Source organism: Tardiphaga sp. P9-11, assembly GCF_008329525.1.
In the GTDB taxonomy this organism is placed as follows: domain Bacteria; phylum Pseudomonadota; class Alphaproteobacteria; order Rhizobiales; family Xanthobacteraceae; genus Tardiphaga.
This window is the reverse complement of the sequence record NZ_NPKQ01000002.1, coordinates 777,741-798,543: the sequence shown is the minus strand read 5'-3', so window position 1 is coordinate 798,543 and position 20,803 is coordinate 777,741. Positions and strand designations below refer to the sequence as shown.

Annotated in this window: 18 protein-coding genes; 9 read left to right on the top strand and 9 right to left on the bottom strand. The window is 60.8% G+C overall.

All coding sequences use genetic code 11. The annotated features are described in order from the left end of the window. Positions 1–75 precede the first annotated feature (75 nt). Genes CIW50_RS10220 through CIW50_RS10210 form a run of 3 tightly spaced genes read right to left on the bottom strand, consistent with a single transcriptional unit; the run spans position 76 to position 3,687 of the window. Positions 76–1,038 (bottom strand): hypothetical protein, encoded by a 963-nt coding sequence (locus CIW50_RS10220; RefSeq protein ID WP_149531105.1) that lies wholly within the window; start codon positions 1,036–1,038, stop codon positions 76–78. Continuing rightward, a complete protein-coding gene (locus CIW50_RS10215) occupies positions 1,031–2,758 on the bottom strand; it encodes a hypothetical protein (protein ID WP_149531104.1) in 1,728 nt (575 codons plus the stop codon). Before CIW50_RS10215 ends, CIW50_RS10220 begins: the two co-directional genes overlap by 8 nt. Further along, entirely contained in the window at positions 2,755–3,687 is a 933-nt protein-coding gene (locus tag CIW50_RS10210) for an SIR2 family protein (RefSeq protein ID WP_149531103.1), read from the bottom strand. The genes CIW50_RS10215 and CIW50_RS10210 overlap by 4 nt, the downstream gene beginning before the upstream one ends. A 339-nt stretch (positions 3,688–4,026) precedes the next feature. Between CIW50_RS10210 and CIW50_RS10205 the strand changes: the two genes are divergently transcribed. After that, a complete protein-coding gene (locus tag CIW50_RS10205; protein WP_197738360.1) occupies positions 4,027–4,893 on the top strand; it encodes an AraC family transcriptional regulator in 867 nt (288 codons plus the stop codon). A 12-nt stretch (positions 4,894–4,905) separates the two neighbouring features. Here the strand turns inward: CIW50_RS10205 and CIW50_RS10200 are convergent, their stop codons facing one another. Then, positions 4,906–5,571, bottom strand: coding sequence for a hypothetical protein (locus CIW50_RS10200; RefSeq protein WP_149531101.1), 666 nt, complete (start codon positions 5,569–5,571; stop codon positions 4,906–4,908). Between the two features lie 160 nt (positions 5,572–5,731). On the opposite strand from CIW50_RS10200, the gene CIW50_RS10195 reads away from it, so the two are divergent. After that, complete coding sequence (locus tag CIW50_RS10195; protein ID WP_149531100.1) at positions 5,732–6,754, top strand: LLM class flavin-dependent oxidoreductase; 1,023 nt, start codon at positions 5,732–5,734, stop codon at positions 6,752–6,754. 62 nt (positions 6,755–6,816) lie between these two features. Here CIW50_RS10195 and CIW50_RS10190 read toward each other — a convergent pair whose 3' ends face one another. The 3 genes from CIW50_RS10190 to CIW50_RS10180 all read right to left on the bottom strand — a co-directional run bounded on the left by CIW50_RS10190 (position 6,817) and on the right by CIW50_RS10180 (position 10,894). After that, complete coding sequence (locus tag CIW50_RS10190) at positions 6,817–7,842, bottom strand: extracellular solute-binding protein (RefSeq protein WP_149531099.1); 1,026 nt, start codon at positions 7,840–7,842, stop codon at positions 6,817–6,819. A gap of 2 nt (positions 7,843–7,844) precedes the next feature. Next, positions 7,845–10,067, bottom strand: a complete 2,223-nt coding sequence (locus tag CIW50_RS10185; RefSeq protein WP_149531592.1) for a TonB-dependent siderophore receptor — start codon at positions 10,065–10,067, stop codon at positions 7,845–7,847. Between the two features lie 503 nt (positions 10,068–10,570). After that, a complete protein-coding gene (locus CIW50_RS10180; RefSeq protein ID WP_149531098.1) occupies positions 10,571–10,894 on the bottom strand; it encodes a DUF1476 domain-containing protein in 324 nt (107 codons plus the stop codon). A 356-nt stretch (positions 10,895–11,250) separates the two neighbouring features. On the opposite strand from CIW50_RS10180, the gene purC reads away from it, so the two are divergent. The 4 genes from purC to CIW50_RS10160 are packed head-to-tail and all read left to right on the top strand — an operon-like array spanning position 11,251 to position 13,953. After that, positions 11,251–12,018, top strand: a complete 768-nt coding sequence (gene purC, locus CIW50_RS10175; RefSeq protein ID WP_170849540.1) for a phosphoribosylaminoimidazolesuccinocarboxamide synthase — start codon at positions 11,251–11,253, stop codon at positions 12,016–12,018. Between the two features lie 9 nt (positions 12,019–12,027). Beyond that, complete coding sequence (gene purS / locus CIW50_RS10170) at positions 12,028–12,270, top strand: phosphoribosylformylglycinamidine synthase subunit PurS (protein ID WP_149531097.1); 243 nt, start codon at positions 12,028–12,030, stop codon at positions 12,268–12,270. A gap of 10 nt (positions 12,271–12,280) precedes the next feature. After that, complete coding sequence (purQ, locus tag CIW50_RS10165; RefSeq protein WP_149531096.1) at positions 12,281–12,982, top strand: phosphoribosylformylglycinamidine synthase subunit PurQ; 702 nt, start codon at positions 12,281–12,283, stop codon at positions 12,980–12,982. Further along, entirely contained in the window at positions 12,979–13,953 is a 975-nt protein-coding gene (locus CIW50_RS10160; RefSeq protein WP_149531095.1) for a tripartite tricarboxylate transporter substrate-binding protein, read from the top strand. Before purQ ends, CIW50_RS10160 begins: the two co-directional genes overlap by 4 nt. 156 nt (positions 13,954–14,109) lie before the next feature. Here CIW50_RS10160 and CIW50_RS29020 read toward each other — a convergent pair whose 3' ends face one another. Continuing rightward, positions 14,110–14,334 carry a hypothetical protein gene (locus tag CIW50_RS29020; RefSeq protein WP_172980240.1) on the bottom strand — a complete coding sequence of 75 codons (225 nt, stop codon included), beginning with the start codon at positions 14,332–14,334 and terminating at the stop codon, positions 14,110–14,112. Between CIW50_RS29020 and CIW50_RS10155 the strand changes: the two genes are divergently transcribed. From CIW50_RS10155 to CIW50_RS10145, 3 genes are all read left to right on the top strand, one after another. Continuing rightward, positions 14,288–15,832, top strand: coding sequence for an amidase family protein (locus CIW50_RS10155; RefSeq protein WP_246664246.1), 1,545 nt, complete (start codon positions 14,288–14,290; stop codon positions 15,830–15,832). The two genes, CIW50_RS29020 and CIW50_RS10155, sit on opposite strands and share 47 nt — an antisense overlap. Before the next feature lie 114 nt (positions 15,833–15,946). Further along, a complete protein-coding gene (locus CIW50_RS10150; protein ID WP_149531094.1) occupies positions 15,947–17,494 on the top strand; it encodes a L,D-transpeptidase in 1,548 nt (515 codons plus the stop codon). Positions 17,495–17,743: 249 nt separating this feature from the next. Continuing rightward, entirely contained in the window at positions 17,744–19,792 is a 2,049-nt protein-coding gene (locus CIW50_RS10145) for a DUF1217 domain-containing protein (protein WP_149531093.1), read from the top strand. 99 nt (positions 19,793–19,891) lie between these two features. Here CIW50_RS10145 and CIW50_RS10140 read toward each other — a convergent pair whose 3' ends face one another. Continuing rightward, positions 19,892–20,788 carry a LysR substrate-binding domain-containing protein gene (locus CIW50_RS10140; protein ID WP_149531092.1) on the bottom strand — a complete coding sequence of 299 codons (897 nt, stop codon included), beginning with the start codon at positions 20,786–20,788 and terminating at the stop codon, positions 19,892–19,894. Between the last annotated feature and the right edge of the window lie 15 nt (positions 20,789–20,803).

Genomic DNA, 20,803 nt, shown 5'->3' with positions numbered 1-20,803 from the left:
CATGGCCGGGCACGTCCCGGCCATTTCGCTATTGTAGTATGAAATTTTTCTTAGATAGATTCGATGTCGATCAAATTAGTCCGCTGCAGCAAGAACTGATAACTTTTGATATTTTCGCGTGCTTAGTAGGTGTGGTGCAGCGACTTGAATCTTTTTTAAAGCTTTGCCCAGTGCAAATACGCTGCCTGCTGAAGCTTCGCCGACCACCGCGGCGATTAAGTCGAGCATCTTCTCAGGTGCGGAAGCGTACAACGCATCGGAAATTTCAGAGATAGAGTAGATGATGGTGTGCGATCGAGTGTCGTCGGGGCGTATTAGTGGAATAATGAGGTCCGCCGCCTCCGGAAATGCGTCTCCGGTTGCCTTCAGGATTTGCACAAGCTTAAATGTCGACGCATGGCTTTGCAATTCGACATCAAGCGGCCAGATCGCTTTTAAGACTGGCCCAACGATCGTTCGCCAACAATTTACTTTCTCTTCGGATTTTGCTCCTTCCATTTCCATTGCTAGGCGATGCCCCGCGCTGGAAAGCGTTTCGCTCCCCGCCCGCCTTAGGGCTGCTCGCGCCTCGCTAGCTTTAAGAGGGTATCGATTCTCGGTTCGATGTTCGTTCGCAATAAGAATGGCGCATAGCCAATCCGCAAATGTCCGCATATCTTCTGACGGAATATCGTTGCGGCTGAAAATTTCAAGAAAGGGCTTCTTCACCAGTCCGAATAGCTCTGGTGAACCAATATAGTTTGAGTACTTTCTCGCTGCCCAAGCATCACTGGAATCTGGGGATGACCAATCAAATAGAGGAATGATCTTTCGCTTAACCCATTCGGGAGCACGCTCAAATAAATACGAAACTTCAGCGGCGAGAAAAGTGCGAGCGAGTTTGCCGGGGCGCCCGGGTGCATCGACCAGCTGGTCAAGACGCCCGCGCATCCCGTCCGAGAGCTCGTCCTCTGAGTCGTTTTTTGGGAGCTTTTTGACTACGATTTCGGCCAGCCGGCCAGCCGTAGAATTAATGGCTTCGCTGAAGACATCACGCATCGGTGGGCTCCGAGATTTCGGTCAGTGATGCAGTAGCGATTTTGTCCCACAGTGGCCATAGTAGCGCCTCGTCGAGCGTTGCGACGTGTTCGTTCAACCATGACGATGCCGCGCCTGCTACCAGCGCAAAGTTTATTTTAGGCCACTGCAGCAAGAGTACTGCAATGAAAGGCTCAGTGTCAGGGGATTGATATTCCTTTCTTGCCCACAAAAAATGCCGCCAAAAGTCTATGCTCCAGTCGTCTCTTTTTGCCGCTGCACTTAGGCCCCTGAAAGCTCGATCGGGATCTGCCAAGCAAAGCGCCTGCCAATCGTTGCCATCCAAGAAGTCGGCGTTATCCGCGAGATTCTTTGCAATTTCGACTAGCTCATCATCCGGTGCATTTTCGAGTTTTTCGGCGCTGCCTTCGATCCATGTCGTTCCTGTAGAATGCCATACGTGGAAGCCAGCTTGCTCGGGCGGACGCAGTCTCCACTCCGGCCATCGCTGGCGGATATCGTTCAGAAGGCGAGTCGCTTCTTCCGTTAGTTTGAGGCCGTCTCGCTCCATTTCAGCGAATATGTCATACCGGCAACGATCGATCACACCGTCGATATCGGCTCCCTCACGGAACCAGTCTCGCTCTGGGCCAGCGCAAAACCGCTGCAAGATGACGTTCTGCTTGTCACTGGGAAATGCATTCCAGCGTATTCGGATCAGTCGGTAAACTTCAACGGTCGAGTTGGTAAGGAAGAGCTCACGGCGCGGCAGCTCTATCAAGGCGTCTGCCGCGAAGTCCTGTGAGACGATCTGATCGGTGCAGGCAAAGAGAGCCAGTCGACGCAGTAGTCGGAAGTTGCTTGTTCGCCATGATTCGACAAATGGCAGTGCCAGTTGAGGTTCTTTTTGAGCGAGGCGTACCCAAAGCTCAGCAGTAACTCTCACAATAGTAAAGAAGCCATCTCGATATTCGTTTTGCTGATGATCTGCTACCGATGGGACGTCGCTGTCGGAGATGCTGTAGCCTTCGTTGCTTTCGACGCCGACATCAGTAGCGTCGGCAAGTGCCGAATCTAACGAAATCGTTAGCTTTGTGATTGCTCGTGCGTCTACTGAAGGTGATGCAGAAATAGGCCAAGCTTGCAGTACTTCGTTAGGAGAAAGGCCGTCATCTACCTCATATTCAATCGACATCAGATCGGAAGGGCGTTCTGGCTGCTCGCTCTCGTACAGCGATGAGCGCTGGCCAAGCTTAAGCTTTGGCCTAAGTGCGTCAGCCATTCGCTCTAGCAGCATAGCAGAATGTTCGCCCCGCGATATCTGCGGAGCGATTTCAAACCACTCACTTCGGAGAAGGCCTTGCTTGTTATCTTTCAGGTACCGAATAATCAGCCGCCAGCAATCGTGTAGCAACGTCGGAACGGCGTTCGCCTTGTTGAGACGATATTCCAACAAAGTTGCAGCGTCGGGCCCAAAGAATCTTAGATTGGCCGCTACGTCGCGAATTGCTTGAGCGTCTGTGAAGTTTTTCTCGATCCACGCGATCAGTTGATTGTCGCCGTGTATCACTTGCATCTGCTGCAAGACCGGTAGCCATGCCAACGATGGATTAAGTTGCGCGAGAGTTGACGCTACGTCATCCCCAGAAAGCAGAAAGCGCAACTGCTCTCGCTCAAACTCGGAAGCTTCGTCTGGTGTCTTTCTTGACGAATTGTTTTGGGGCGCGTGCTCTGTATTCATATTGCAGCACCGACCGCTGGCTTAGTAAGAATTGATCGCACACGAGAACTCTTATACTCGGCAGGATCCACAGCATACAGCGCCCATTCCGCAAGCGTGGCATATATGGCGTCGTAGTCGGGAAACTCAATCGGAGTGATCCCTTTAGCTTTCCATAGCGAAGCGGAATCAGGAGTACCGCGCTCTATAGCATAGATGCTTTTCATGTCGCGAAACCGGTCTCGATCGGCATCTAGCGTTTCTAAAAGAAGTCGCATCGCTGCATCTTCGGCCGCGTAACCAACCAGCACTAACGTTCCCAAACGCATTCGGTCTTCCATATACTGGGACGCCCAACCGTCGCGTAAGTAGGCGTCGCCGAAGTCCGCGCTTGTCAAAACGAGGTCGCTTGGCTCGAGTTTCAGAATTGGATCGCCTATCCTTCCATGTAAGTGCAGAATGCCATAATCGCGTTCGCCGCCTGGCCGGGGAATTGCCTTTCCGCAATGACTCGGAATATCGGGAAAGCCACCTGCTACCGCAGCATGTTCAAAAAGGGTGTCGAAGTTGGTCGTGATTAGTTTTGGCCGACCGTCGGCGTCACGCGACAGTTTGAGTAGCGATAGATGATCCGGTAACGGAGGGACTGGCATCGCTAGGAGATCGGTGGTTGCGATACGAACGCGAGAGTTCGTCTTTGGTAGGTGCGTTCTCTTTTCGAGCGAACGAAGGGCGCGATCATATTGCTCAGCGCCGATGGCTATTCGCTCTGCTGGCTCATCGTCCCAAGCCTCCCCCAGACGGCCGTAGACGCCTTCGGTTAGCGTCCTGAAGGAGGGCAGGCCGACGCGCACAGAGACGCCCGCGCCACAGAGAAAAGTGGCGCTGCCTTCGTTAACAGCCCGAATCAAGTCGTCGGGGATATCGATGCCTTTGTCTAGGAACCGCAACGAATTTGCCCTCTGTTTGCTAGTCTCGCGGCTGCAATCAAACTGGTATTGCAACGCAAATCGGTTGACGCAATCCAAGATTGCTTTGGGCTATAAGCACTAGACGTCATCGACCTGTCAAAGCCCTGATTTGACGTTCTGGAGTGTAATTCGTTGATCCAGCTGCAACGATGAGAATCAAAGCGGATATTCTCTCCTACGGAGGTCAGTAACAGTACATCCTGCGCTTTGGCGTCCAGTTTTCTTATTGATAGTTAGGGTTATGTTCCGATCGGTCACAGCAAGACCGATCAAGACACCCCCATCGGCCCATGCGATACCCGCCGCATGAACCAGCCCATGCCGCACCGTTCCCCTGATCTCCCCGCCGTTCTCGCCTGGATCGAGCAGCATCTCGATGAGCCCCTGAACGTCGAGGCCATCGCCGATCGCGCCGACCTCTCGCCCTATCACTTCTCCCGGCTGTTCTCCGCCGCGATGGGCCGCGGCGTGATGGCGCATGTGCGCGGGCGCAGGCTGGTGCGCGCGGCGCAGCGGCTGACCGCTGATCCCGATCTTCGCCTTGTTGATCTCGCGCTTGATTGCGGCTTCGACTCGCAGGAGGCGTTCACGCGAGCGTTCGCCCGCGTGTTCGGCGTCGCGCCCGGGCGGTTTCGGCGCGGCTTCAGTGTCACTCCCATCGAAGGACAATATCCGATGACCATACCCGATGACGTTGCCGTCGCTGTTACCCGCTTGCCGGACCTGGTGGCGCTGGAGACCTTGACCGTCGCAGGTCCTTCGGCGCGGTTCGATGAAGCGACCAAGGCCGAGATTCCGCAACTGTGGTCGAAGCTGATGGGCGCGTTGCCGTTCAAAGGGCAGGCGCCGAGCTGGACCACCTATGGCGTGGTCTGGAATGTCGATCGGGCCGAAGGCAGTTTCGATTACATGGCCGGCGTCGGCGTTAATGACGACGCGGCGCTGCCTTTGGGCTTTGCGGCGAAGCGCATCGAAGCGTCGACCTATGCGGTGTTTCGCATCGTGCTGAACGGCGGCGCGGTGCATCCGCAGATCAAGCGCGCGATGGCGACCATCTGGGGCGAGCTGGTGCCGGCCTCGGGCCTCACGGTCGCCGACCGGCCGGATTTCGAGCGCTATGACAGCGAGTTCGCGCCGACCAAGAAGGGCGCGGTGATCGATTTCTATCTGCCGGTGGAGGTGTGAGGGGCGGGGCCATCATCTCCGCCTGCTGCCCCTTGGCCGCAGCGCCGGGTGATCCCGCTCCGGCGGCGTATGCGCCGCTTCCAGCAGCGCCATCGCGTCGTCCGGAATCTGTGTCACGTCGACGCCGCCGCGGCGCATCTCCTTCAGCGCGGTGCGGATCGCATCGTCGCGCGCCATCATCTCGCGGCCGGTGCGCGCGGGCATGTCGATGTGGCGGCGCGGGCGCCGGCGGCCCATCGCCTCCAGCCGCGCCATCTTCACCAGTTGCAGCGCCTGCATCAGGCGGTCGATGTCGACATCGGGCTGCGCTTCCAGCTCGCGCACGGCGCGCTCCGCCAGCGCGTGAAGCCGTTCGGCGAGTTTGCGCAGCTTGAGCTTCTGCGAGGCGCGGGCGGAGGGCACAGTGTCGGTGGCGCGTGGCGCGAACAGCGGGCGCTTCCAGCCGCCGTCGCGCGTCCAGCGGCAGATCGAGGCGCGGCCGACGCCGGTTTTCTTCGATATCTCGCCATAGGTCAGCGTAGTCGTCTCGATCAGGCGGCGCACCTGCGCGCATTTGGCATCCCCATGCGGCCGCTTTGAGCCGCGCACGCGCGGGCCGCCCACAAAGGCATCCGGCGCCTCGGGCTCATCGGGCGTGACGCGAAGGCGGAGGATGGGGCCGAAGAAAGGATGGGTCATGCATAAGAATATATGCCTGTATGAGGTCTCGTGCAAGGCAGAGGCGAAAGCAGGCGCCTGCCGCGCTCCTTTGGAAACAATGAGTTTCCATCGTTTCCCTTTTCTCGCGCCAATTCGGGTCTAGATAGGGAGGCAGCAAACCCACTCCGAGACCATTCCCATGAAAAACATCGGCTTCCTCTCCTTCGGCCACTGGACCCCCTCGGCGTCGTCGCAGACCCGCTCGGCGGGCGACGCGCTGCTGCAATCGATCGACCTTGCGGTTGCCGCGGAAGAACTCGGCGCCGACGGCGCCTATTTCCGGGTGCATCATTTCGCCCGCCAGCTCGCCGCGCCGTTTCCGCTGCTCGCCGCTGTCGGCGCGCGCACCAAGAAGATCGAGATCGGCACCGCCGTGATCGACATGCGCTACGAGAACCCGCTCTATATGGCGGAGGATGCCGGCAGCGCGGATCTGATCGCGGGCGGGCGGCTCCAGCTCGGCATCAGCAGAGGCTCGCCGGAGCAGGTGATCGACGGCTATCGCTATTTCGGCTACGCGCCGCCGGAGGGCCAGACCGACGCCGACATGGCGCGGCGGCACACCGAGGTGTTTCTCGACGTCCTTCAAGGCAAGGGCTTTGCGCAGCCCAATCCCAATCCGATGTTTCCGAACCCGCCCGGCCTGCTGCGGCTCGAGCCGCATAGCGAAGGCCTGCGCGAGCGCATCTGGTGGGGCGCCTCCACCAATGCGACGGCGGAATGGGCAGCCAAGCAGGGCATGAACCTGCAGTCGTCGACGCTGAAGATCGACGAATCCGGCAAGCCGTTTCATGTGCAGCAGGCCGAGCAGATCCGGCTCTATCGTGACGCCTGGAAGGCGGCAGGGCACACGCGTGACCCGCGCGTCTCGGTCAGCCGAAGCATCTTCGCGCTGGTGGACGACCGCGACCGCGCCTATTTCGGCAGGGGCAACGAGGGCGAGGACAAGGTCGGCTACCTGCATGGCACCGAGCGCGCCATCTTCGGCCGCAGCTTTGCAGCAGAGCCGGACGCACTGATCGCGCAGCTCAAGGGCGACGAGGCGATCGCGGAAGCGGATACGCTGCTGCTGACGGTGCCCAATCAGCTGGGCGTCGATTACAACGCCCATGTGATCGAGGCGATCCTGAAACACGTCGCGCCCGGCATGGGCTGGCGGTGAGCTGTTGACCCTCCCCACCTAGCGAAGCTTCGCTTCGCGCGGGGGGAGGGATAAGAACGCCACTACTTCTCGAAGCCAACCTTCCTGATCAGCGCAATCGCCGCCTTCTGGCTGGCAGCGATTGCATCGATATCAAGCGTATCGCTCGGAAACACCCCCATCGCCGCCACCAGCGGGGCGCTCTCGGCGACTGATGTCACGGGATATTCCAGCTCGGCCGCCGCGTAGAGTTTCTGCGCAGCCGGCGTCACCAGAAATTCCAGAAATTTCAGCGCGGCTGCGCGATGCGGCGCGTGTTTCGCCAGCGCCGCGCCCGTAAGATTTACATGTGTGCCACCGCTCGCGAATGTCGTCGGCACGGTCTTCACGTTATTTGCCCAGGCGGTCCAGTCCGCGCCCTCGCGCCCGTCGCGCAATTGCGCCAGTGCCACGGTGTTGGCGATGCCGATGGTGCAGCGGCCCTTCGCGAGCTGGCGGATGACGTCGTTGTCCTTGCCTTCCGGCGCATGCGCTAGATTGGCCTTGATGCCGCGCAGCCAGGCTTCGGTGGCATCGGCACCGTGATGCACGAGATAGGCCGATATCAGCGCGACATTGTTCTGATGCAATGGCGAGCGGATGCAGAGCTGGCCGCGAAAACGGGGATCGGCGAGATCCTCGTAGCGGATCGCGTTCAGCGTGGAGTCATTGCGTACGACGACCACGCGCGGGCGCACCGACAGGCTGACCCACTGCGTGCCGCGGAGTTGCGGCGGAATTGCCTTGTCGAGCAGGGCAGAGGCTGCCGGCTGCGAGAGGTCGTTCGCTGCGAATTGCGAGGTCTTGTCGAGGCCGATGGTCATCAGCACGTCGGCGGGGGATGTCTCTCCCTCCGCCTTCATGCGCTTGACGAGATTGTCCTCGATGTAAGTGAGCCTGACCGTGATCCCGGTCGCCGCCGTGAAGGATGCGATGACCGGCGCGACGAGTTGCGGCTCGCGCGTCGAATAGAGATTGATTTCTTCGGCGCGGCTTGCGGCCGTGCCGAAGGAAAGCCACGTCGACGCCAGCGCGATCAGGAGTGCAGTGGCGCGACGCGGCATCTGCATGATCAGAACTTGACCGTCGCTGCCAGCGAGAAGCGCCGCGCATCGCCGACCGCAATGTTGGGAGCACTTACTGCCGAGGGATAGTAGACTTGGTTGAACAGGTTCTTGACGTTGAACTGATAGATCACAGGCAGCTTCTGATACTTGGTTTCATAGGTCGCGAACGTGTCGGCGACGGTGTAGGATGGCAGCACGAAGGTGTTGAGCGCATCGCCCGGGCGGTCGCCGGCATAATGCGCGCCGGCGCCGACCCGCAGGCGGCCGGGTAGTAGCGTTCCGAAGTCGTAGACCAAATACAGCGACGCGGTGTTCATCGCGACATTCTGCAGCTGCTTGCCAAAATAGACTGGGTCTTCGGTGACACGTGCATCGGTGTAGCTATAGCTGCCGATCATGCTCCAGTTGTCGGACAGCCGACCGGTGACGTCGAGTTCGATACCGCGCGAGCGGACCTTGCCCGCTGCCGTCGCTTCCGTGACATTGGTGGTGCTGTTGAGCTGCGCGACGAGGACGTTCTTCTTTTCGATATCGTAGAAAGCGAGCGTGCCGGAGATGCGCTTGTTGTCATATTTCAGGCCAGTTTCCCACTGCGTGCCTTCTTCGGGCTGCACGCCCCCCGTGATGACGTAGTCGGGATTGGTGGAGGAGAAGTTGGCAATCGTCGAGGTCGGCTTCAATGACTGCGTGTAGCTGACGTAAGTCGAGAGTTCGTCGGTGATCTTGTAGATCACGCCGCCGAGCGGCAGCACCTTGTTGCCGCTGAGGTTCGTATTGGTGTCGAACGGCCGTCCCTTGCCGGCCAGCTGGGTGTAGTCGATATAGCGCACGCCGCCGACAATCGAGAACTGGTTGGTCAGGTGCAGCGTGTCCTGGAAGAACAGGCCCTGGGTATCGAGCTTGTCGGTCTGGTCGCTATCCTCCGCTCTGACGGTCGTGCCCGGCAGCATCGTGCCATAGACGGGATTGTAGACGTTGAACGTGCCTACCGTCTGTCGAACCAGATCCTGGCGGTAGATCACGCGATGCTGCGCATCGCCGCCGAACAGTACATCGTTCTTCAGGCCGCCGACCCAGAAGCTACCGGAGATGTAGGCTGTTCCGTAGCTGGCGTTCGTCAGTGCGCCGTAGGTGCCATCATTGCTGCGCGTCGCGATGCCGGTGACCGGGTTGACCGCCGTGTTGCGGAGCTGCGCGGCATTGTAGGTCTCGACGTTGTAGCTGTAGCCCGCATAGATCTTCCAGTTTTCGTTGATCTTGTGATCGACCGAAATCTGGGTGAGGTCGGAGGTTCCCCACATGCTGTTGAAGGGCTCATCGATGCGGCGAGTCGCCGGGATCGCCAGCGGCTTCATTGTGCGGGTATCGAGTGCCGTGCCGCGGTCGAATGGCGAGTAAAAATCGCGGTGCTCGTAGTTGAACTGCACCGTGGTGTTGTCGCCGTACCAGGCTAGCGATGGCGCGTAGAGCGTCTCTTTACGCGTGCCGAAGTTGCGCCAGTAATCCTCGTTGATGCCATAGCCGATGAAGCGATAGGCGAGGCCGTCCTTGCCGATCGGACCCGTGATGTCGATCGTCGCATTGCCGCCGCTGCGCGAGCCGTAGGTCGCGCCTTCCAGCGTGACTTCACCGTGCTGGTAGAGTTCAGGCCGCTTGCTGATGGTGTTGACGATGCCGCCGGGATCGATGATGCCGTAAAGCAGCGATGCCGGACCTTTCAGCACCTCGACGCTTTCGACGGCGGCGGTGAGTGCGCGGCCCTGCACCAGCGGCATGCCGTTGCGCATGATCGAGCCGTCGCGATTGTCACCGAAGCCGCGACGCATGACGGCATCCTGCGTGCCGGCGAGCGTATTGGTCTGCGTGATGCCTGATATATTGACCAGCGCGTCGTCCAGATTGCGCGGCCTCTGATCCTTGATCACCTGCTCCGGCACGACGTTGACAGTCTGCGATGTATCGAGTGCCGATGTGGCGCCGCGCAGCGTCGTCGCATTCGGCATCGCGCGGTAGCCGAGGATCTGTTCGTATTTCGCAGCGGCGGCAGCGATGGCGCGCTCGGTCGGCGTCGGCGGGGCGGGCGGCGGATTGGCGTTGCGTCGGGCAGCAATCGTTTGGGCACGACGCTGCGTCGTGGTTGCCGCGCGCGCGGGCCGGCGCGCTTGCGTGGGCGACTCCACGGTGACGGGCGGCAAGGCCGTGCTTGATTGTGCGTTGGCGACCGACATCTCGGTGGAGAGAACGCCCAGCAGGAAGGTCGCGCCGATCAACCAATACGCGCGGCGCACCCTGAAGATGCTGCGTGCGTTGCTGTCGAGATTGCAATGGTTGTCCGTCGTCACTTTTGTCTCGCCTTCGCGTTTGAGAGATATGCGCAGGCGATCTAGCAGTAGCTTGGAATGAAAACTTCGAATGGGAGATTGAATCGCTCTAAAGCGACGAGATTGACGAGCCTGTGTGTCTTCGATGATGCAGTCGCAAGGCGAGCCGCGACACGATTGAACAATCGACGTGCAGTTTGAGCAATTTACAGCACGCGCATGCGAGCCGTCATCTGCGCGCTGTGCGACTCTGTTTCAGAATTTGCACATGGCAATTCGGTATCTTGAGGCAGACCCTGCGAGTCTGGAACGTTTCAAAAGACAAGAGCCGCGCCATCATGCGATGGGCGGCTCCGTGAAACGTCGTGAGTTGCGGAGATGTGTCTCGCTGCAACTCGAGGCTGTGGATCTCAGATCCCCGCCTTTACCTGCGCGACGGCCTCAGCGGTCAGCTGATCCATCTTCACGCGCAGCTGCGGCTCGGTGATCGCCACGCCTTTGGCACCGAGATCGGCGAGCACCTTGCGCACCACGTCGCCGTCGCCGGCTTCCTCGAAATCGGCTGCGACGACTTCCTTGGCATAGGCGGCGGCCTCGTCGCCGGACTTGCCGAGCTGTTCGGCGACCCACAGGCCCAGCAGCTTGTTGCGGCGGGCCTCGGCCTTGAACTTCTGGCTTTCATCGAGCGCATACTTGTTTTCGAAGGCTTCGCCGCGCTTGTCGAATGATGACATGGTTAAGGTTCCCGTCGGGGTTGGTGGGCAGTCAGGACGGCGTTGTAAACGCCGGTTCGGAGCTTAAATAAGGTCGAGATACCGTTGGAACAATCGGCCGCAAGGTCGCAGGCAAGACGGTATCGGACAGGGCTTATCGGACAAGGCTTGCGCGAGGTTGGGGTAAACCCCCGCTGGGCGGGCCGGGTCGATTGTAACGCCGGGGCTGATCGGGTAGGTTGCCCGTAGGCCCGGTTCTCGTTCTGTTTCCCGTACTGATTCCGGTTCTTGGCCTTCACGGCAGCTCCGTCGTGGGTCGACCCCGTTATTCGGAGCACACCACATCCATGGATTTCAACAACACCCGGTACATCCCCATGAGCCGTCGACGTCGCATTTATGAAGGCAAGGGCAAGGTCCTGTATGAAGGCCCGGAACCCGGCACCCTGATCCAGCACTTCAAGGACGACGCGACCGCGTTCAATGCAAAGAAACACCAGGTGATCGAGGGCAAGGGCGTCCTCAACAACCGGATTTCGGAATACCTGTTCCAGCATCTGAACGACATCGGCGTGCCGACCCATTTCATCCGCCGGCTCAACATGCGCGAGCAGCTGATTCGCGAAGTCGAGATCGTGCCGCTGGAAGTGGTGGTTCGGAACGTCGCGGCCGGCTCGCTGTCGCAGCGCCTCGGCATCGAGGAGGGCACCCAGCTGCCGCGCTCGATCATCGAGTTCTATTACAAGAACGACCAGCTCAACGACCCGATGGTCTCGGAAGAGCACATCACCGCGTTCGGCTGGGCCACGCCGCAGGAAATCGACGACATCATGGCGCTGGCCATACGCGTCAACGACTTCCTCACCGGTCTCTTCCTGGGCATCGGCATCCGTCTGGTCGATTTCAAGATGGAATGCGGTCGCCTGTTCGAGAACGACATGATGCGCATCATCGTCGCCGATGAAATCTCGCCCGACTCATGCCGGCTGTGGGATATCAAGTCGAACGAGAAGCTGGACAAGGATCGTTTCCGCCGGGATCTCGGCGGCGTGCTGGAGGCCTATACCGAGGTCGCCAAGCGTCTCGGCATTCTCTCCGAAAACGAACGCCCGATGGGCACCGGCCCAGTACTGGTCAAGAGCTAAGGAATCGACGTGAAAGCGCGTGTTACGGTTACATTGAAAAACGGCATCCTTGACCCGCAGGGCAAGGCCATCGAAGGCGCGCTGAAGTCGCTCGGCGTCGATGGCATTGCCTCTGTGCGGCAAGGCAAGGTGTTCGACATCGAACTCGCCGGCGCCGACAAGGCGAAAGCCGAAGAGGCGCTGAAGGCAGCGGCCGACAAGCTGCTGGCGAATACCGTGATCGAGAATTACCGCGTCGAAGTGCTGAGCTAGGTTACCCCTGATGAAATCCGCCGTTCTCGTCTTCCCCGGCATCAACCGCGAACGCGACATGGCGCGGGCGCTCAAGCTGGCATCGGGCCAGGAATCCACGATGGTCTGGCACGCCGAAACGGCGCTGCCCAAAGGCACCGATCTCGTCGTCGTGCCCGGCGGTTTCTCCTACGGTGACTATCTGCGATGCGGCGCCATCGCGGCGCGTTCGCCAGTGATGGATGCGGTCCGTGATTTCGCGGCCGGTGGCGGCCTCGTCATGGGCGTCTGCAACGGCTTTCAGATCCTGTGCGAGTCCGGTCTTTTGCCGGGCATCCTGATGCGCAATGCCAAGCTGAAATTCCTCTGTCATGACGTGCATCTGCGCGTCGAACGCTCCGACACGGCCTTCACGTCAGGCTACAATGCCGGGCAGGTGATCCGCGTGCCGATCGCCCATGGCGAGGGCAACTACACGGCTGACGCCGAAACGCTGAAGCGCCTCGAAGGCGACGGCCGCGTGCTTTATCGCTATTGCTCGCCGACGGGGGAAGTCGGCGACGTGCACAACATCAATGGCGCCGCCGCATCGATTGCCGGCATCGTCAGCGAGAAGGGCAACGTGCTCGGCATGATGCCGCATCCGGAAAACCACGTCGAAGACATCATGGGCTGCACCGACGGCCGCGGGTTGTTTGCTGGTCTTGTCGCGCATCTGGAGCGCGCTGCGTGATTGCCGCTGTGGCGCGGCTTTCAAAGCTCGCCGCAACTCTTGCGTTCGTGCTGGGGACGCTGACACCCGCGCTCGCCGACGACTATCCCAAGCGTCCCATCACGATGATCGTGCCCTTCGCAGCCGGCGGCACGTCGGACGTCATTGCCCGTGCGGTTGCCGAGCAGATGGCGGCGACGCTGGGGCAGACCATCATCATCGAGAACGTCGTCGGCGCCGGCGGCTCCACCGCGCTGGCCCGCGCGGCGCGGTCTGCGCCGGATGGCTACACCATCGTCATCGGCAATGCTGGCACCAGTGCGGCGACCTACACGATCTATCCGAAGCTGTCCTTCACGCCGGACTCCTTTGCCGCCATCGGCATGATCGCCAAGACTTTCGGCATCGTGGCGCTGCGCAAGGATTTCCCGGCAAATGATCTCAAGGGCTTCATCGCCTATGCCAAAGCCAATCCAGGCAAGGTCAATCTCGGCCATGCCGGGATCGGCTCGTCGAATTACCTGATCTGCAAGAGCTTCGTGCAGGCGGCCGGGATCGATGTCACGCTGGTCGGCTATCGCGGCGCGGCGCCGGCACTCACCGATGCCATCGGCGGCCAGATCGACGGCATCTGCGATTCCGCGGCGTCGGTTTCGCAGGCCATCGACGACAAGCTGGTGAAGGCCATCGTCGTCGGCTCCAATGTTCGCCTGGGCTCGCTGCCCGATCTGCCGACCTCGGCGGAAGCAGGGCTGCCTGAATTCGAGGCGCAGGGCTGGAACGGCCTGTTCGCGCCGAAGGGCACGCCGCCAGAGATCATCGCCAGGCTGAACGCCGCAGCTCGCGCGTCGGTTGAAAGCGATCTCGTGAAGAAGCGTTTCCAGGATCTGTCGACCGTGGCGCCCGACGCCAACGAGCACGCACCGGAGGTGCTGCAGCAACTGGTGACGCGCGATGTGGCGAAGTACAACAAGCTCCTGCGGGACAAATAGGCGAACGCATTCAGCCGGGCCGCTCGCCTTCTTTCTCTTTCACTCCCCGTCGTCATCATCCGGCTCCGCAGCGGAGGCATAACCGGACGAGGGGACGGTTCGATGCATGAATCCGTTCAGCAGGGATGCTTGCCGGACATCTTGCATTGCGCTCGATCATTCAGCTTGGCAGGCTGCGCAGAGTTGACCGTGCGCGGAGAGAATCGTGGCCAAGGCATCTGCAAAGACGAAACACGCAAAGACGAAATCGGTGAAGAAGACAGCTGCAAGGGCAGCGAGGGCATCCGCAGCGCCCAAGGTTGCGGCGAAAGCCAAACCCGTGGCCAAAGGCGCGGTGTCGGCGAAGCCGGGCGCAAGATCGCAAAAATCCGTTTCATCCAAGACGCTTTCGCCCAAGACTCTTGCACCCAAGACTCTTGCAAAGACTCTTGCCCCTAAGCCTGTCGCCCCCAAGGCGCGCCTTCCAAAGGGGCCGGTCTGGCAATGGTCGGCCGTGGACACGGCAGCGGCCATCACGTCCGGTATGGTGTCTGCGGTCGAGGTGACTGAGGCGCATATCGCGCATATGCATGCGGTGAATCCGAAGCTAAATGCCGTGGTCGTCGATCTGTCGGACGAAGCGTTGCGCGCGGCTCGCGCTGCGGACAAGTTGCGCAAGGGCGCCGACCGCGGCGCGCTGCACGGTGTGCCGATCACCATCAAGGAAAACGTCGACTACGCAGGGCGCCCGAACCCAAACGGCGTGCCCGCGCTGATGAGCGTTGTCGCGCCGTCGGATTCGCCGGTGGTCCGCAATCTGAGGCAGGCCGGCGCCATCGTGCTTGGCCTCACCAACACGCCGGAATTCTCGTTCCGCGGCTTCACCGACAATCCGCTGCACGGCCTGACGCTCAATCCGTGGCGCCCGGACATCACCTGCGGCGGCTCATCGGGCGGCGCCGGTTCGGCCGTCGCGGCCGGCATCGGCACCATCGCGCATGGCAACGACATCGGTGGCTCGCTGCGCTGGCCGGCACATTGCAATGGTGTCACCACCGTCAAGCCGACGCAGGGCCGCATTCCCGCCTTCAACGAAAGCGCGACAGCCGAGCGCCCGATGCTGGCGCATCTGATGTCGGCGCAGGGGCCGCTGGCGCGCAGCGTCGCCGATGTCAGGCTCGCGCTCGGTGTGATGAGCCAGCGCGATCCGCGTGACCCCTGGTGGGTGCCGGCACCGCTCGAAGGACCCAAACCGAAGGGCCCGATCAAGGTGGCGCTGGCGAAAATGCCCGCCGATATCAACGTTCATCCCTCTGTCACGGTGGCGCTGCGACAGGCTGCCGACCATCTCGAACGCGGCGGCTACCGCGTCACCGAGGTGGAGGTGCCCGACATCAACGGCGTCTGGCAGACCTGGTGCGACATCATCACCAACGAGACCATGGCGCTGCAGGAAGCCAAGATGCTGCCGGTGACGTCCGAGGACTTCCACAAGGCGTGGGGCGGCATCAAGGCCAAGGCCAATCCGCTCGACATGGTGGGCTGGATGAATGCAACGGCCGCGCGTAGCAGTCATATCCGCGCCTGGCAGATGTTCTTCGAGGACTATCCGGTGGTGCTGGCGCCTACGTCCGTTCAACCGACGCCGGGGCCGCGCGCCGACACAGAGAGCCCGGAGCGCACGCGCGAAATCTTCTGGAACGACCTGCGTTTCATCTCGGCGATCAACGTGCTCGGATTGCCCGGCGCGGTGGTGCCGGTCGCCTTGCATGATGGAAAGCCGGTCGGCGTGCAGCTGATTGCCGGACGTTATCGCGAGGACCTGGCTCTAGATGCGGCTGCAACGATCGAGAAACGGACCGGCATGCTGGTGCGGGAGCTGTGGAGTCGAGCGGATTGATCGCTGCGATCTTCCTCCCGCACGCTTGGGCGTATATGAGAGGAATTGTCACATCGCGATATCGCGCCTGTTCGTTGCAAGCTGGGAGCAGGCGCCTCCAAACCGGGGCATTGTATGGCAAACCGATCTATGACGGCGCAATTCACCATGCCGATGCGGCATCGGCGGCCTACCGTCCTTGCTGGGCTTGCAATCGCGGTCGCCCTCGTGGTGCTGGCCGACGATGCTTCGGCCAAGCAGGCTCGCCGCGCACAGACGACCGAGGCTGTGGCGCCGCGCGAGGCAGGTGAGCCGATCATGGCGATCGTGTCGATCAAGAGCCAGCAGGTCACATTCTACGATGCCGACGGATGGATTACGCGTGCACCGGTCTCGACCGGCGTGTCCGGTCGCGAGACGCCGGCAGGCGTCTTTGCGGTGCTTGAGAAGAACAAGGACCATCGCTCCAACATGTATGACGACGCCGCCATGCCGAACATGCAGCGGATCACATGGAACGGCGTCGCACTGCATGGCGGGCCGTTGCCCGGCTATGCCGCGTCGCATGGCTGTGTGCGGATGCCCTACGGCTTCGCGGACAGGTTGTTCGACAAGACGCGGATCGGGATGCGGGTGATCATTTCGCCGATCGACGCGGCGCCCGTCGAGTTCTCCCATCCAGCGCTTCTGACGCCGAAAGCGGAAGCCATCGCCGCTGCCCCCGGCCGTGTCGAGGTGCTCGCCCGCGAGGCTGCGGAGGCCGCGACTGCCGCCGACGCGGCGAAGAAGCTCGCAGCGACCTCGACACGCGAGGCGAAGCCGCTGCCGGCAGCCCTGCGCAAGCTGCAATCGCTGAAGGCGCGCGCCGATGTCGAGCTCGCATCCGCCGACAAGGCAGTAGCTGCGGCAAAGACCGATGAGGGCAAGGCGCGGGCTGAGGACGCGAAGCAGAAGGCTGCTGCCAGGGCAGCGGAGCTAGGTGCGCAATTCGAAACCGCAAGGGCCGATACGGCGTCGAAGCTCGATGCCGCCGCCGCCGCAAAGGACGCCGCCAAGGCGGCCGAGACCAAAAAGGTTGCCGCCACCAAGGCAGCGAGCGATGCGAAACTCGCGCTCGAGCCGGTCTCGATCTATATCAGCCGCGAGACGCAGATGCTTTACGTTCGGCGCAATACGCACAAGCCGGCGCCGGACGGCGGCGGCGAAGTGTTCGATTCAAGCATCGAGGTTCCCATCACCATCCGCGATCCCGGCAGGCCGATCGGCACGCATGTGTTTACGGCGATGGCGCGGAACGACGCAGGCCTGCGCTGGAGCGCCGTCACGATCGACGAAGGCGATAGCGCGAAGGCAGCCCTCGACCGCATCACTATTCCGCAGGAGGTGCTCGACCGGATCGCAGCGACTGCACTGCCACGGTCGTCGATCGTGATCTCCGACGAGCCGCTGAGCGCCGAAACCAACTATCGGACCGAATTCGTTGCGGTGCTGAATAACCAGCCTCAGGGTGGCTTTATCACGCGCAAGCCGACGCCGCCTGCCGATCTCATGGCGAGCAGCGACGATGCGGATGGCGATGGTTTTGGCTCGTTCTTCCAGCGCTGGAATGCGGACCCCGCGCCCGTGCAGGCTCGCCGCAGGGTCACGCCGTATCAGCGCCAGCCGCAAACCGGCTGGTGGTAGGTCGCGCCAGGGCGCGGACCTCCTTCTTGCGCCGACAGTCGGTCCGCAACCTCGGCACTCTCGTGTCGCGCCTGTCGTCGCAGCGCCTGTGGCGAGCTGCCGAAGGTGCGGATGAATGAGCGTCACGTCAGTTTGCGGTTGGGCGGCCGGGCGCATGCGTCCGGTCCGGTTACCAACGAGGGCGAAGCTGGCCAGCTTCAGACAACCTAGGGGGCATATCCTCGCGAAAACGAACGAGGAAGCATCGCGATGGTGTCGACATATGCCAACTACAACTCCGTCGTGCGCAATCTCGGGAGTTCGCTGACGCGCGTGGCGTTGCAGCCCGACGTGACGCGCGAGGCGACCTATTACAGAGATAATATCGGCAAGGTGAAGACCGCCGACGATCTCTTGAAGGATTATCGTCTCTATCAATATGCGATGAAGGCATATGGCCTCGAAGATATGGCCTATGCCAAGGCTTTCATGAAAAAGGTGCTGGATAGCGACCTCTCCGACGCCAACAGCTTCGCCAACAGATTGAACGACAAACGCTACCGGGAATTCGCTGCCGCATTTTCGTTCAACGGCACTGACGGATTGATCGCGCAGTCCGGCCATCAGACCGATGAGATGATCGGCCTGTATTCGGCCGCAGTGAAAAAGCAGGTGGACGCGATCGACGATCAGACGGGGTATTACAATAGCAAGATCGGCAGCATTCGCAGTGCCGACGCATTACTGAATGACGACAGCCTTCGCACCTATGTGTTTTCCGCCTTCGGAATCAGTGACACGCAATGGTCGCGTGACACGATCCGACAAGTCCTGAGCAGCGACGTGGCGGACCCGAATAGCTATGTCAATACGGTCTGGGTGCCGCAGATCGATGTACTTAATGACAAGGTCACCAAGGCCAATGCCCAAATCGCCGATGCCAATCTGAAGGTGGCTGACTACACGACGCAATTGGCGCAACCCGGCGCCAATCTCAACGATCTCCGGGCGAAGATCGTGATGGAACGCAGCCGGATCCTGAAAAACAGCGGCGATATCATCAGCGCCAATGATGGGATCACCATGATCGGGCGTTATCTCGATATCGCCCGGGCCTTCGAGTTCTCGGCTGACGGGACGCTGCCGGCGGGTGTCGACGCGCAGACAACGGCCAATCGCGACAGCACGAATGCGTATTTCGTGAACAGTCAGGGCGCGGCCTATCTCGCGGCAGATGAGGAAAACTCGGCCCTGATGGCCAGACTGTTCCGCGCGAATGTTGCGAATGTCAGATCGGTCGACGCATTCGTGAAGACGCCGAACCTGTATAATTACGCGCTGAAATCGGTCGGCCTCGATCCTGCGAAAGTGTCGCAAGCCACCATCAAGGCGGTCCTCAAGAGCGATCCGACAGACCCCAAGAGCTACGCGAACAGCTTGAAGGACGATCGGTATATCGCGCTCGCGCGTGCGTTCAATTTCGACAGCAAGGGCAATCTGACGACCTCATTGGTGGCGCAGGACACCACCAATGTCAGGGAGATCGCAAAGGATTATATCATCGCACAAACGCGATTTGCTGGTGAGACCGAACTGGCCGGGCTCCGCGCCAAGGCCGAGAAGGATGCGGTCTATTACCAGAACACGATCCCGGACATCGAGAGCGTGTCCGATCTGCTCGCCAATCGGAAGATGATCGATATCGTCCTGACCTCAAAGGGCCTGCAACCCGACAAGGTCAGCACCGATTTTCTCAAGCAGATCTTCAATTCCGACCTGTCGGATCCGCGCAGTTTTGCCAACAAGCAAAGCGATCCCCGGTTTGCGGAAATCGCGGCATCGTTCAATTTTGACAAGAATGGCAACGTCGCCCGTCTTGCGCCGATCGGTCCGCAGACGCGCGATCAACTGCTGGAAACCCAGAACAACTATCTCCAGCAAAGCCTCGAAACGCAGCAGGGCGACGTCAATCCGGGCGTGCGCCTGGCGCTCTACTTTCAGCGCAAGGCTGACAGCATCACGTCGGCTTACGACATCCTGGCCGACAAGGCGCTCGCGGAGGTGTTTCGTACCACTTTCAACTTGCCAGATTCGGTGGGCGCCATGGATGTCGATCAGCAGGCCAAGGTCGTGCAGAAGTATCTCAACCTGAAGGATCTCGCAGACCCCGCGAAACTGGCCAAAATGCTCAGCCGCTTCTCCGTGATGTATGACCTGAAGAATGACAGCGCGACATCGCCAGCCCTCGCCATCCTGCAGAGCTCTGGCACCGGCGTCGGTGCATCCACATTCCAGGCTATCGCGCGCAGCAAGCGCTGAGGAGCGCGCATCCAGCGATAGCGGAGCCCGTGCAATCTCGGCCGCGGTCACCGGCGACCGCGGCGGCATCCGCGCAAATACCGACTCCACTATTGTTCGCTATAACGCGCGAGTGGTTTGTGCGCTCTTGGTCGTCTTGCGGGCGATCGCCATGAAAGCGCGCGCGGCTGCCGTCTGGTAGCGATGGGCGTCCCACAGCAAGGCTCCGGAACGGCGTATCCACGGAGGCCCGATGGGAATGATCGCAAGGTCCTTTCGGGCGTTCAGGCTTCGGTCGGCAAGAACCGTCGGCAGCCCTCCCGATTTCGCGAGTTCGATCAAGGCCTCGACCGAGTTCATCTCCACGCGCACATCGAGCTTTGTATCCGGTGGCAGCGACGCGTCGAGAATGCGGCGGGTCGCAAAGGCGGTGGTCAGGAGTGCCAACGGCCGGCGGGCGAGCGACGGCAGCGTGATCGACTGTTGCCGTGGGTGATTTTGCGACTTCGCTAGCACCAGGACGAGCCGCTCCTCGAATAACAGATCGACACCCAATTCCGCGTGCTGGGGCGGCGCAAAAGCAATCGCGAGATCGAGATCCCCGGACAGGATGCGTCGCTCGACATCGTTTGCGGAGCCCACCTCGACGCTAAGCCGAACGTCGGGGTATTTTTCGCCGAAGCTGCCGATGATCTTCGGCAGGAATGTCGTGCTGTAGGTATAGATGACGCCGACACGAAGCGTGCCGGCCATGCCGCCCTCCAGCTCGGCTATCGCGGTGCGCGCAGCGTCGGTCTGAACCATCAGACGTTGTGCGTGTTCGCGCAATGCATGTCCTGTCTCGGTCAGTTGCATGCCCTGGGGCGTTCGGTTGAACAGAACAGTGCCGAGGTCCTGCTCGAGAGCGCGTATCTGCTGCGACAGAGTTGGCTGGGCGACGCCCAAAGCTTCCGCAGCCTTCGCCATGCGCTTGTGGGTCGCGATTGCCAGAAAATAGCCGAGACGTCTGGGATCCATAGCCAATTACAATCT

What these genes read in the sequence shown, in the direction of transcription:
- CIW50_RS10220 (WP_149531105.1), bottom strand. Translation starts at nt 1,038, where the DNA reads ATGCGTGATGTCTTCAGCGAAGCCATTAATTCTACGGCTGGCCGGCTG.
- CIW50_RS10215 (WP_149531104.1), bottom strand. Translation starts at nt 2,758, where the DNA reads ATGAATACAGAGCACGCGCCCCAAAACAATTCGTCAAGAAAGACACCA.
- CIW50_RS10205 (WP_197738360.1), top strand. Translation starts at nt 4,027, where the DNA reads ATGCCGCACCGTTCCCCTGATCTCCCCGCCGTTCTCGCCTGGATCGAG.
- CIW50_RS10200 (WP_149531101.1), bottom strand. Translation starts at nt 5,571, where the DNA reads ATGACCCATCCTTTCTTCGGCCCCATCCTCCGCCTTCGCGTCACGCCC.
- CIW50_RS10195 (WP_149531100.1), top strand. Translation starts at nt 5,732, where the DNA reads ATGAAAAACATCGGCTTCCTCTCCTTCGGCCACTGGACCCCCTCGGCG.
- CIW50_RS10190 (WP_149531099.1), bottom strand. Translation starts at nt 7,842, where the DNA reads ATGCAGATGCCGCGTCGCGCCACTGCACTCCTGATCGCGCTGGCGTCG.
- CIW50_RS10185 (WP_149531592.1), bottom strand. Translation starts at nt 10,067, where the DNA reads ATGTCGGTCGCCAACGCACAATCAAGCACGGCCTTGCCGCCCGTCACC.
- CIW50_RS10180 (WP_149531098.1), bottom strand. Translation starts at nt 10,894, where the DNA reads ATGTCATCATTCGACAAGCGCGGCGAAGCCTTCGAAAACAAGTATGCG.
- purC (WP_170849540.1), top strand. Translation starts at nt 11,251, where the DNA reads ATGAGCCGTCGACGTCGCATTTATGAAGGCAAGGGCAAGGTCCTGTAT.
- purQ (WP_149531096.1), top strand. Translation starts at nt 12,281, where the DNA reads ATGAAATCCGCCGTTCTCGTCTTCCCCGGCATCAACCGCGAACGCGAC.
- CIW50_RS10150 (WP_149531094.1), top strand. Translation starts at nt 15,947, where the DNA reads ATGGCAAACCGATCTATGACGGCGCAATTCACCATGCCGATGCGGCAT.
- CIW50_RS10145 (WP_149531093.1), top strand. Translation starts at nt 17,744, where the DNA reads ATGGTGTCGACATATGCCAACTACAACTCCGTCGTGCGCAATCTCGGG.
- CIW50_RS10140 (WP_149531092.1), bottom strand. Translation starts at nt 20,788, where the DNA reads ATGGATCCCAGACGTCTCGGCTATTTTCTGGCAATCGCGACCCACAAG.